Annotated in this window: 10 protein-coding genes; 8 read left to right on the top strand and 2 right to left on the bottom strand. The window is 73.1% G+C overall.

From position 1 onward, the window contains the following. On the bottom strand, positions 1-124 hold a 124-nt coding region (locus tag AB0435_RS33205; RefSeq protein ID WP_366428648.1), incomplete at its 3' end, for a hypothetical protein. 106 nt (positions 125-230) lie between these two features. Between AB0435_RS33205 and AB0435_RS33200 the strand changes: the two genes are divergently transcribed. Beyond that, entirely contained in the window at positions 231-3,245 is a 3,015-nt protein-coding gene (locus tag AB0435_RS33200) for a beta-N-acetylglucosaminidase domain-containing protein (RefSeq protein ID WP_366428647.1), read from the top strand. A gap of 107 nt (positions 3,246-3,352) precedes the next feature. Here the strand turns inward: AB0435_RS33200 and AB0435_RS33195 are convergent, their stop codons facing one another. Continuing rightward, positions 3,353-3,889, bottom strand: coding sequence for an HNH endonuclease (locus AB0435_RS33195; RefSeq protein WP_366007725.1), 537 nt, complete (start codon positions 3,887-3,889; stop codon positions 3,353-3,355). A gap of 258 nt (positions 3,890-4,147) precedes the next feature. Between AB0435_RS33195 and AB0435_RS33190 the strand changes: the two genes are divergently transcribed. From AB0435_RS33190 to AB0435_RS33160, 7 genes are all read left to right on the top strand, one after another. Further along, positions 4,148-5,215 (top strand): mechanosensitive ion channel family protein, encoded by a 1,068-nt coding sequence (locus AB0435_RS33190; protein WP_366007724.1) that lies wholly within the window; start codon positions 4,148-4,150, stop codon positions 5,213-5,215. Positions 5,216-5,366: 151 nt separating this feature from the next. Further along, entirely contained in the window at positions 5,367-6,563 is a 1,197-nt protein-coding gene (locus AB0435_RS33185; RefSeq protein WP_366007723.1) for an ROK family transcriptional regulator, read from the top strand. 77 nt (positions 6,564-6,640) lie between these two features. Next, on the top strand, positions 6,641-7,984 hold the full coding sequence (locus tag AB0435_RS33180; RefSeq protein ID WP_366428646.1) for an ABC transporter substrate-binding protein: 1,344 nt from the start codon (positions 6,641-6,643) through the stop codon (positions 7,982-7,984). A gap of 11 nt (positions 7,985-7,995) precedes the next feature. After that, positions 7,996-8,946, top strand: a complete 951-nt coding sequence (locus AB0435_RS33175; RefSeq protein WP_366428645.1) for a sugar ABC transporter permease — start codon at positions 7,996-7,998, stop codon at positions 8,944-8,946. Next, positions 8,943-9,782: a carbohydrate ABC transporter permease gene (locus AB0435_RS33170; RefSeq protein ID WP_366007727.1), complete on the top strand. Its 840-nt coding sequence runs from the start codon at positions 8,943-8,945 to the stop codon at positions 9,780-9,782. The genes AB0435_RS33175 and AB0435_RS33170 overlap by 4 nt, the downstream gene beginning before the upstream one ends. Before the next feature lie 16 nt (positions 9,783-9,798). Further along, on the top strand, positions 9,799-11,052 hold the full coding sequence (locus AB0435_RS33165; RefSeq protein ID WP_366007720.1) for a 6-phospho-beta-glucosidase: 1,254 nt from the start codon (positions 9,799-9,801) through the stop codon (positions 11,050-11,052). Next, complete coding sequence (locus tag AB0435_RS33160; protein WP_366007719.1) at positions 11,043-12,029, top strand: BadF/BadG/BcrA/BcrD ATPase family protein; 987 nt, start codon at positions 11,043-11,045, stop codon at positions 12,027-12,029. Before AB0435_RS33165 ends, AB0435_RS33160 begins: the two co-directional genes overlap by 10 nt. Positions 12,030-12,235 lie beyond the last annotated feature (206 nt).

Raw genomic sequence — 12,235 nt, 5'->3', positions numbered from 1 at the left:
TGGGGGCGGCTCCCGGCTCGGCCTGGACGGCCGCTTCGCGTACGAATTCGAGGTAGGCGGCGCCGGGCAGTACGGGTGTCCCGCCGACGCGGTGGGGCAGCAACCACCGACTCCGCCGGGCAATAACCGCACTTCGGTCACGTCCGTTGACACCTTCACCCGCTGGTGATGGGCTCGACCCTCACCGACACGGAAACACGGGGAACACAGGGAAATTGAGGAAACGGACCGTGCAGTTCCGGGGCAGTGAATCCGCCTTCTCCCACCCTCGCCGCGCCGGGGCGACCGTCCTGGCCGCCGCGCTCCTCGGCGCGCTCCTCGGCGGCTCGTCCGAGGCTCTCGCCGCGCCCCACCCCGACGGCACCGCGGCCTCCGCGCCCGACCGGGAGGGCGAGTCGGGCCTGCCTCCGGTGTGGCCGCGCCCGCAGAGTTCGCGCGCGCTGGGGGCGTCCGTACCGGTCGGCGACCAGGTCACCCTGATGGCCGACAGCGGCACCGATCCGTACACCCTCGACGCGCTGCGCGAGATCCTGCGCGCGGCCGGTGCCCGTACGGTCGTGGACGCCGCGCCCGGCGGCACCCCGCCGCCGAGCGGGCTGATCGTCCTCGCGGGCGGGCGGGCCGCCGAGGACGCCCTCAAGTCGCTGGGCGCGCCCGCCGCCGGGGACCTGCCCACGGGCGGCTACCGCCTCGCGACCGGCCAGGTCGACGGCAGGCCGACGGCCGCGCTGTCCGGCAACGGTCCGGACGGGCTCTTCCACGCGGCGCAGACGCTGCGGCAGTTGGCGGTGGCGCCCTCCGGCGGCGGGCACGCCTTCGCGGGGGCGGTGATCCGCGACTGGCCGGGCACGGCGGTGCGCGGGCTCACCGAGGGGTTCTACGGCCGGCCGTGGTCGCGTGAACAGCGGCTGGCGCAGCTGGACTTCATGGGGCGCACGAAGCAGAACCGCTATCTCTACGCGCCCGGTGACGACCCCTACCGCCAGGCCCGCTGGCGCGCCCCGTACCCCGCCGCGCAGCGCGCCGACTTCCGCGCGCTGGCCGAGCGGGCCCGCCGCAACCACGTGACGCTCGGCTGGGCGGTCGCCCCGGGGCAGTCGATGTGCTTCTCCTCCGCCGGGGACCTGCGGGCCCTGGAGCGGAAGATCGACGGGATGTGGGCGCTGGGGGTGCGCGCCTTCCAGCTGCAGTTCCAGGACGTGAGTTACAGCGAGTGGCACTGCGACGCGGACGCGCGGGCGTTCGGCTCCGGGCCGTCGGCGGCGGCGAAGGCGCAGGCGAGGGTCGCGGGCGCGATCGCCCGGCACCTGGCGGCCAAGGGCGCCGAGGCCGCTCCGCTGTCGCTGCTGCCGACCGAGTACTACCAGGACGGCCGGACCGTCTTCCGCCGGGCGCTCGCGGACCGGCTGGACCCGCGGGTGGAGGTGGCGTGGACGGGGGTCGGGGTGGTGCCCAGGACCATCACCGGCGGTGAACTCGCAGGCGCCCGCGCGGCGTTCGCGCATCCGCTGGTCACCATGGACAACTACCCGGTGAACGACTTCGCCGAGGACCGTGTCTTCCTCGGGCCGTACACCGGCCGCGAGCCGGCCGTCGCGACCGGCTCCGCCGCGCTGCTCGCCAACGCGGCCGCGCAGCCGACCGCTTCGCGCGTCCCGCTGTTCACCGCCGCCGACTACGCCTGGAACCCGCAGGGCTATCGCCCCGACGAGTCGTGGCAGGCGGCCGTCGACGATCTCGCGGGCAGCGAGGGACCGGCCCGTGAGGCGCTGCGGGCGCTGGCGGGCAACGACGCGTCGTCCGTGCTCGGCGGCGAGGAGTCGGCGTATCTGCGGCCGCTGCTGGACGCCTTCTGGGAGGCGCTCTCCGGTACGGACCAGGGCCGGCTGGCCGAGGCGGCGGACCGGCTGCGGTCGGCTTTCGGCGCGATGCGGGACGCGCCGGACCGGCTGGCCCGGCGGCCCGACGGCTTCGGCGACGAGGTGCGGCCGTGGCTGGACCAGCTGGCGCGGCACGGCCAAGCGGGCGTGCGGGCCGTGGACATGCTGACCGCCCAGGCGCGCGGCGACGGCGCGGCGGCCTGGCGGGCCCAGCTCGACGTGCAGGAGCTGCGGGAGCGGATCGACGGCAGCCCGGTGACGGTCGGCAAGGGGGTGCTGGCGCCGTTCCTCGACCAGGCGCTGGCCCGCGCCGACGGGTGGACGGGGGTGGACCGCCCGGTGCGCACGGCGGGCGCTGCCACCGACGGCGACCCGGCGACGGCGCTCACCCCGCCCGCGGGCGAGCCGCTGACCGTACGGCTGGCAGGGCAGCACCCGCTGACGGCGGTCACCGTGCTCACGGCGCCGGGCAAGGGCGTGCGGGGCACGGTCGAGGCCCATGACCCGGCCAAGGGCTGGCAGCCGCTCGGCACGGTGTCCGACAGCGGCTGGACCCAGGTGCCGGGCAAGGACGTACGGGCCGACGCGCTGCGGCTGGTCTGGGCGGACGGCAGCGCCCGGCCCGCCGTGCACGAGGTCGCGCCGTGGTTCGGGGACACGCCCCCGGCCGACTTCGAACTCACCGACGGCGACGTGACCGCGGAGAACGGCGGGCAGCCGGCCGTCGCCGAGGCCCGGATGATCAACCGGCGGCCGGAGACGGTCCGCGAGAAGCTCACCGTGCGCGCGCCCGCGGGCGTCACAGTCAAGGCGCCCGCCGAGCTGGAGGTGGCGCGCGGGGGCGTGGCCACGGCCCGGATCGAGCTGTCCGTGCCCGCCGGGTCGGCGGCCCGCACCTTCACCGTGCCGGTCAGGCTGGGCGACGTGGAGCGGACCCTGACCGTACGGGCGTACCCGCGGTCCGGCGGCCCGGACCTGGCGCGCGGCGCGAAGGCCACGTCCTCGGGCGACGCCTCGGCCGACTCCCCCGCGTCGGCGGCGGTCGACGGCAACCCGGCGACGCGGTGGACCGCCGAGCCCGTGGACGGCGCCTGGTGGCAGCTGGAGCTGGCGCGCCCGGCCCGGCTGGGCAGCCTCGTGCTGCACTGGCAGGACGGCCACCCCTCGCGCTACCGCGTCCAGGTCTCGCCGGACGGCCGGACCTGGCGCGACGCGGCCGTCGTCGACCACGGCCGGGGCGGTACGGAGACGGTGCGCATGGACGCGCCCGGGGCCCGCTTCGTGCGGGTCCAGGGCGGGAAGCGGGCGACGGAGGACTCCTACGCGCTGTCCGAGGTGCAGGCGTACGCGGTGGCGGACCAGTAGGACCCGGTAGGACCCCGTAGGACAGGGGACGCGGGGGAAGCCCTGGGACCGGGCCATCGCCTGCGCGCGGGCGACCGCGCGCACCCTATGACGACGGCCCGGTCGACTCAGGCGGAAATGCCGTCGATCCGGGCCATCGCGTCCTCCGCGCCGAATGCCTCCAGATAAGGCAGCCAGCGCGGATCCCTATGGCCCGTGCCGATGATGCGCCACGCCAGCCCGGACGGCGGCGCCGGCTGGTGCCGCAGCCTCCACCCCAGCTCGGCGACGTGCCGGTCGGCCTTGACGTGGTTGCAGCGGCGGCACGCGGCCACCACGTTCTCCCAGGCGTGCTGGCCACCACGGCTGCGCGGGACGACGTGATCGACGCTGGTTGCGACGCCACCGCAGTACGCGCATCGGCCGCCGTCACGGGCGAAGAGGGCGCGGCGGGTGAGCGGAACGGGCCCCCGAAAGGGCACCCGCACGAAGCGCTTGAGCCTCACGACGCTCGGTGCGGGGACGGTGCAGGTCGCGCTGTGCATGAAGGCGCCTGAGTCCTCAAGGCTGACGGCCTTTTCGTTGAGGACGAGTATGAGCGCGCGGCGGAGCGGTACGACGCCGAGCGGCTCGTACGACGCGTTGAGGACCAGGACATGCGGCACGGGTGCCTCCTTGTACGCCGGCGGCGCGTGGCTCGCGCCGGGACGATCTCCTGCAAGTGTCCCCCGGCCCCCGGCCGGAGCGCCACCATCGTCAGGTAACGGGCCACGGGTGTTTTGGAACACAGTGTGTTCATCCCCCGCTCAAGACCGGCCCCATCTCGAACAGAGCAACGGAGGAACGCGGCTGCCCCGTTAGTGTGGTGAGCTGCCCGCGCCGCCCTTCGCCCGCGGGCGTGGCTCATACGGAGGGTTACCGCTGTGATCTGGTCCGCTGCCCCGGCCGCCGACTCGACGCCCCGTCCCGTGTCCCTGGACGAGGCGCAACGTACGGCCAACGACGCCGCGGGCTGGGTGGAGGAGAACTGGTCCATCTGGCTCAGCAACGGCCTGCGCATGATCCTGATCGTGGTGATCGCGGTCGTCATGCGGTCGCTGATCCGGCGGGCCATCACCAAGCTCATAGCCCGCATGAACCGCACCACCGAGTCCCTCGACGGCACCGCGCTCGGCGGTCTGCTGGTCAACGCCGAGCGGCGCCGGCAGCGCTCCGAGGCGATCGGCTCGGTGCTGCGCAGTGTCACCTCGTTCCTCATCATGGGCACCGCCGCGCTGACGGTGCTGTCCGTACTCAAGATCAACCTGGCCCCGCTGCTCGCGAGCGCCGGTGTGGCGGGCGTGGCCATCGGCTTCGGCGCCCGCAACCTCGTCACGGACTTCCTCTCCGGCGTCTTCATGATCCTGGAGGACCAGTACGGCGTCGGTGACGAGGTGGACGCCGGTGTCGCCACCGGCACCGTCATCGAGGTGGGCCTGCGCGTGACCAAGCTGCGCGGCTCCAACGGCGCCATCTGGTACGTGCGCAACGGCGAGGTCAAGCGCATCGGCAACCTCAGCCAGGGCTGGGCCACGGCGGGCGTCGACATCCAGGTCCGCTCGGACGAGGACCTGGACCGGGTACGCGGGATCATCACCCGCACCGGCGAGGAGATGCAGAAGGACGAGCCGTGGAACGAGCGGCTGTGGGAGCCGGTCGAGGTGCTCGGGCTGGACGCGGTCTATCTCGACTCCGTCGTCATCCGGGTGTCCGCGAAGACGATGCCCGGCGTGGCGCTGGGTGTGGAGCGGGAGCTGCGCTGGCGGATCAAGCGGGCGCTGGACGCGGAGGGGATCCGCATCGTCGGGCGCCCGCTGGACGCGGACCTGGAGACGGCGGCGCCCACCGACCCGGCGGCGGCCGTCGCCGCCCCCTCCGCCCTGGCGAACCCCACCTCCCCGCAGTCCCAGGCCACCGTGCCGATACCGCCGGGTCCCACGCTCGGGAAGTGATCCGGTCGCGGCGGGGGGCCGGGAAAGAACCCCCGCCGCACCCATTGACGCCGCCCTACCGCGGCTTTTAACGTCCTGTTTCATCATTAGGAAAGTTTCCTAACAGCTGGGTTCCCTCGCAGCTGAGCTCCCGACAGATGAGGCGGAGACCATGGCCGGCACCCCTGGGACCCCACGCGTGCTGCGGGCCATGAACGACCGGGCCGCCCTCGACCTCCTCATCGCCCACGGCCCCCTCACCCGCACCCGCCTCGGCGAGCTCACCGGCCTGTCCAAGCCCACCGCCTCCCAGCTGCTCACCCGGCTGGAGGCCGCCGGGCTGGTCCGCCCGACCGGCAACGTCACCGGCCGGCCCGGCCCCAGCGCCCAGCTCTACGAGGTGAACCCGGGCGTCGCCCACGTCGCCGCCCTCGCCGTGGGCCCCGAGGGCATCACCGCGGCCGTCGCGGACATCACCGGGCGCGTCGTCGGCGAGCACCGCGTCGAGGCGGAGGCGACCGCCGAGCCCGTACGGACGCGGACCACCGCCCTGGTCGTCGAGGCCGTCGGAGGGGCGCTCGCCGCGGCCGGCCTCGGCCGCGACGCCCTGCACCGCACGGTCATCGGCACCCCGGGCGCCCTCGACCCGCGCAGCGGCACCCTCCGCTACGCACCCCACCTGCCCGGCTGGCAGTCCCGCGCCCTCCCCGACGAGCTCGCGGCGGCGCTCGGGACGCCCGTCGTCATCGAGAACGACGTCAACCTCGCCGCGGTCGCCGAGCAGCACGACGGCACCGCCCAGGACTTCGACGACTTCGTGCTCGTCTGGGCGGCCGAGGGCGTCGGCGCCGCCGTCGTGCTCGGCGGCAACCTGCTGCGCGGCGCCACCGGGGGCGCGGGCGAGATCGGCTACATGCCGCTGCCCGGCGCACCGCTCGCGCGCGGCGGCGAGGACGCGACCGCGGGCCCGGACGGCGGCGGGGGCTTCCAGATGCTCGTCGCCTCGCCCGCCGTGCTCGCGCTCGCCGCCACCCACGGCATCGACGCCACCACGGCGCGGGAGGCCCTGACGCTGGCCGCCACCACCCCGGGGGGCGGCGACGACCTGCTCGCCGAGCTCGGGCGGCGGCTCGCGATCGGGCTCGCGGCCGTCGTCGCCGTGGTCGACCCGGAGCTGGTGGTGCTCTCCGGCGAGGTCTGCCAGGCGGGCGGCGAGCGGCTGCGCTCGATGGTCGAGGCCGAGCTCACGGGGCTGTCCCTGCCCCGGCCGCTGCTGCGGCTCAGCGCCGTCCAGGGCTCGCCGATCCTCACCGGGGCGCTGCGGGTCGCGCTCGCCGCGGCCCGCGACACCGTCTTCGACACCGCCTGACCGGCCCCTCCCGCACGCTTCTCCCGCACGTTCCCGCGCGCCACTTCCCCACCCCCTGCCGCAAAGGAAGTCCAGCCATGCCGCGAACGCACCGCCGCGCGCCGGCCCTCCTCGTCCCCCTGCTGCTCTGCGTGGGCCTGCTGGCGGGCTGCGCGAACCCGGCCCGGGGCAGCGCCGACGACGACCCCACCCGGCCGGTGACCCTGCGGTTCTGGCACGGCTGGTCGGAGAGGAACGAGGTCAAGGCGATCGACGAGTCGATCGCCCGGTTCGAGCGGCTGCACCCCAACATCCGGGTGAAGGCGACCGGGAACGTCAGCGACGCGACCGCCAACCAGGCGCTGCGCGCGGGCGGGAGCGACGCGCCCGACGTGGTGTCCTCCTTCACCACCGACAACGTCGGGCAGTACTGCTCCTCGGGCATGTGGGCCGATCTCGACCCCTTCATGCGGAAGTCGGGCCTCGACAAGGAGAAGGTCTTCCCGAAGACCCTGCTGGGCTACACCTCCTACGAGGGCAGGCAGTGCGCCCTGCCCCTGCTCGCGGACGCCTACGGCCTCTACTACAACAAGGACGCCTTCGAGAAGGCGGGCATCTCCCGCCCACCGCGCACGATGTCGGAGTTCCGCGAGGACGCGGCGAAGCTCACCCGGCGGACCTCCGGCGGCTCGTACCAACAGCTGGGCTACATGCCGGACTTCCGCTTCTACCAGAACAGCCCGGACCGGCTCCTCGCCCAGTGGGGACCGCGCTACTTCGACGAAAAAGGAAAGGCCCGGCTCGCCGACTCCCCCGACACCGCGGAATTCTTCCGCGTCCAGCGGGATCTGATCGACGCGCAGGGCGGCTACGGCCCGCTGGAGAGGTTCCGCACCACCTTCGGCGACGAGATGTCCTCGCAGAACGCCTTTCTGACCGGGAAGGTGGCCATGCACATGGACGGCGAATGGCGCGGGCTGATGCTGGACAAGGCCAAGCCCTCCTTCCGCTGGGCCACCGCCCCCATGCCGGTGCCCGACGACCGCCCGGAGACATACGGCCGCGGCTATCTCACCGGCACGGTCGCGGGCATCGCGCACAGCAGCAAGCACCAGAACGCGGCGTGGGAACTACTGAGGTTCCTGACGGCGGACACCGATCAGGTGGTCGCCTTCGCCAACGCCATCCACAATCTCCCGTCCACCAACGCCGCACTCGCCTCACCGGCACTGGACCGCGACACCGCCTTCCGCACCTTCCTCGGCATCGCGGCGAATCCCCACAGCGTCGGCATGCCGTCGTCCGTCAACGGCGGGCAGTACATCGCCTCGCTCCGCGACTTCTCCTTCGACGTCGAGGCGGGAAAAGTGCACGACCTCGCGAAAGGCCTGCGCCGGCTCGACCGGCAGATAGACGACGACAACCTCCAGTCCCGCAACTGACGGAGCCTGCCATGGCGATACCCCTAGCACCTGAACTGCGCCGCAGACGCACCCGAGAGCGGTTGCGGACGCTCGGCTTCCTCTCCCCCTGGCTGGTCGGCTTCACCGTCTTCTTCGGCTATCCGCTCCTCGCCACCGTCTATTTCTCCTTCATGCACTACAACCAGATCGAGGCCCCGTCCTTCGTAGGCCTGCGGAACTGGCGCTATGTGCTGGAGCAGATGCCCCTCTTCGGCCCGGCGCTGTGGAACACCCTCTGGCTCGTGGTCGTCATGGTCGCCCTCCGCGTCGCCTTCGGGCTCGGCGTCGGCCTGCTCGTCACCAAGGTCAAAACGGGTGCCGGCTTCTTCCGTACGGCCTTCTACCTGCCGTATCTGGCACCGCCCGTGGCCGCGACGGTCGCCTTCGTCTTCCTGCTCAACCCCGGCACCGGGCCGGTCAACGAGGCCCTCTCGGCGGTCGGGGTGTCCGCCCCCAACTGGTTCAACGACCCCGCCTGGGCCAAGCCCTCGCTGGTGCTGCTCTCCCTGTGGGGCATCGGCGACCTGATGGTCATCTTCATGGCCGCCCTGCTGGACGTGCCCAAGGAGCAGTACGAGGCCGCCGAACTGGACGGCGCGGGCCCCTTCGCGAAATTCCGCTACGTCACCTGGCCCGCGATCCTGCCGATCGTGATGTTCGCGGTGGTGACGGGCGTCGTGCAGACCATGCAGTACTACACCCAGGCCCTGGTCGCCGGGAAACTCGCCTCCGGCGTCACCATCGGGCCCGGCTCGATCGTCCAGCCCGGCTATCCCGACCACTCCACGCTCACCGTCCCGCAGCTCGTCTATTCGCTGGGCTTCCAGAACTTCAACACCGGCGCCGCGTGCGTGCTCTCGCTCGTGCTCTTCGCCATCGCCATGGCCGCGACCTCGCTGCTCATGCGCAAGCGGGCCGGACTGCTGACGGCGGAGGACTGAGCGTGATGACCCGTCGCCGCGCCCTGCACTGGATAGCCGTGCACACCACCGCCGTCGCCGCCGCGCTCTTCTTCGTCCTGCCGTTCGTCTTCGTCTTCCTGACCTCGGTCATGAGCGACGAACAGGCGATGAGCGGCGAACTGTGGCCGCACGAGTGGAACTGGTCGAACTACGCCGACGTGTTCGACACCCCGGGCTTCCTCGACTGGTGGCGGAATTCCCTGCTGTACGCGGGCCTCGGCACCCTCTTCACCGTGTGCTCATCGGTCCCGGTGGCCTACGCGCTCGCCAAATTCCGCTTCCGCGGCCGCCGGACGGCACTCGTCCTCGTCATCTCCACGATGATGCTGCCGCCCCAGGTCGTCGTCATCCCGATGTATCTGGTGTGGGCGCAGCAGCTGCACCTGTCGGGCTCCCTCTGGCCGCTCATCATTCCGATGGCCTTCGGGGACGCGTACTCCATCTTCCTGCTCCGGCAGTTCCTGCTGACGATCCCCAAGGAATACCTGGAGTCGGCGAAGGTCGACGGCTGCGGTGAACTGCGCACGCTGCTGGGCATCGTCGTGCCGATGGCGAAGCCGGGCATCGCGGCGGTCGCGCTCTTCCAGTTCTTCTACTGCTGGAACGACTACTTCGGCCCGCAGATCTACGCGGCGCAGAACCCGGGGGCCTGGACGCTCAGTTATGGTCTGGAGTCCTTCAAGAGCGCCCACAGCGTCAACTGGAATCTGACCATGGCGGCGACGCTGCTCGTCATGGCACCGGTCATCGTCGTTTTCTTCTTCGCACAGAAGGCCTTCGTCGAAGGCGTCACTCTCACCGGAGTAAAGGGCTGATTCCCATGATGCGCACATGAAGCTCGCAGTGGTCGGCGGAGGATCGACCTACACCCCCGAACTCATCGACGGCTTCGCCCGCCTGCGCGACACGCTGCCGCTGGCGGAACTCGTCCTGATCGACCCGGCCACGGACCGGCTGGAGCTCATCGGCCCGCTCGCCCGGCGGATCTTCGCCCGCCAGGGCCACCCCGGGCGCATCACCTGGACGGCGGACCTGGACGCGGGCGTGGACGGCGCCGACGCCGTGCTGCTCCAGCTGCGCGTGGGCGGCCAGGCGGCCCGTGAGCAGGACGAGACGTGGCCGCTGGACTGCGGCTGCGTCGGCCAGGAGACGACGGGCGCGGGCGGCCTCGCCAAGGCGCTGCGCACGGTGCCCGTGGTGCTGGACATCGCGGAGCGCGTACGGCGGCGCAACCCGGACGCGTGGATCGTGGACTTCACCAATCCGGTGGGGATCGTGACGCGGGCGCTGCTGACCGCCGGGCACCGGGCGGTCGGGCTGTGCAACGTGGCCATCGGCTTCCAGCGGAAGTTCGCCGGGCACCTGGGCGTCGCGCCGGAGGCGGTCGCGCTGGAGCACGTGGGGCTCAACCACCTCACGTGGGAACGGTCGGTGACCGTCGGCGGCCGTGACGTGCTGCCGGAGCTGCTCGCCGAGCACGGCGAGGCCATCGCCGCCGACCTGCGCATGCCGCGCGAGCTGCTGGACCGGCTCGGCGTCGTGCCCTCCTACTACCTGCGCTACTTCTACCAGCACGACGCGGTCGTCGAGGAGCTGCTGCGCAAGCCCTCGCGCGCCGCCGAGGTGGCCGCGATGGAGCGGCAACTGCTGGCGCTGTACGGGGATCCGGCGCTGGACGAGAAGCCGGAGCTGCTGGGCAAGCGGGGTGGCGCGTTCTATTCGGAGGCCGCGGTCGCGCTGACCTCCTCGCTGCTGCGTGACACCGGCGACGTGCAGGTCGTCAACGCCTTCAACAACGGCACGCTGCCGTTCCTGCCGGACGACGCGGTCATCGAGGTGCCCGCGTCGGTGGACGCCCAGGGCGCGCACCCGGTGCCCGTACGCCCCCTGGAGCCGCTGTTCGCCGGGCTGGTCGCGGGCGTCACCGCCTATGAGCACCTGGCGCTGGAGGCCGCGCTCAAGGGCGGTCGCGACCGGGTGTTCGAGGCCCTGCTCGCGCATCCGCTGATCGGCCAGGCCGCCTACGCGGACCGGCTGGCCGACGACCTGATCGCACACAACCGGGAGCACCTCGCGTGGGCCTGAGCGACTCGGCGTTCGCGATCGACGCGGGCAACAGCAAGACCGACGTGGCCCTGGTGGCCGCGGACGGGACCGTGCTCGGGCAGGCCCGGGGCGGAGGCTTCCAGCCGCAGCGGACGGGGGCCGGGGCGGCGGTCGCGGGCCTGGGGCCGCTGCTGGCCGAGGCGGCGGCGCGGGCCGGGCACGGCGGCCCGGTCCGGGTGGGCCACATCCAGGCGTGCCTTGCCAACGCCGATCTCCCGGTGGAGGAGAAGCAGCTCACGGCGGCGGTCGAGGCGCGCGGCTGGGGGCGTACGGTCACGGTCGCCAACGACACCTTCGCCCTGCTGCGGGCGGGGCTGCCCGACGAGGACGAGCCCGTGGGCGTGGCCGTGGTGTGCGGGGCCGGGATCAACTGCGCGGGGCTGGCGCCGGGCGGCCGCACCGCCCGCTTCCCCGCGATCGGCCGCCTCTCGGGCGACTGGGGAGGCGGCGGGCACCTGGCGTCCGAGGCCCTGTGGTGGGCGGCGCGCGCGGACGACGGGCGCGGCGGGGCGACCGAGCTGGCCCGCGCCCTGCCGGCGCACTTCGGGCTGGCGGACATGCCCGCGCTGATCGAGGCGCTGCACCTGGGCACGGTGGAGGAGGAGCGGCAGCACGAGATCACGCCCCTGCTGTTCGCGGTGGCCGCCGCGGGGGACGCGGTGGCGGAGTCGCTCGTGGCCCGGCAGGCGGAGGAGGTCGTGGCCATGGCGGCGGTGGCGCTGGGACGGCTGGGGCTGCTGGCGGATCCGGTGCGGGTGGTGCTGGGCGGCGGGGTCCTGGCGGCACGTCATCCGCTGCTGCACGACCGGGTCGTGGAGCTGCTGGCGGTGCGCGCGCCCAAGGCCGTGCCGGTGGTGGTGACGGCTCCGCCGGTGCTCGGCGCGGCACTCCTCGCCCTGGACCGGACGCCGGCCCCGGCCTCCGCGTACGCCCGGCTGCGGGGGCACTTCACGTAGGCCTGTCCGGCGGATCTCGTGGTCGGTGCCGCGGGTGGCGCCGTCCGCGCACCGCCGCGCAAGGGCCTGTCCGGCGGATCTTGTGGTCGGTGCTGCGGGTGGTCGTCGTCCGCACCACCGCTGCGCGGCGGTGTCCTCAAGCGCCGGACGGGCTGGATGTGGCTGATGTGGGTGCGCAATTCAGCCCGTGGGGGCACCTCCCAGCG

It is taken from the genome of Streptomyces sp. NPDC051173, from assembly GCF_040689515.1.
Classification (GTDB): Bacteria; Actinomycetota; Actinomycetes; order Streptomycetales; family Streptomycetaceae; genus Streptomyces.
Note: the sequence above shows the minus strand (reverse complement) of the source record. Positions and strands in the feature narration are given on the sequence as shown.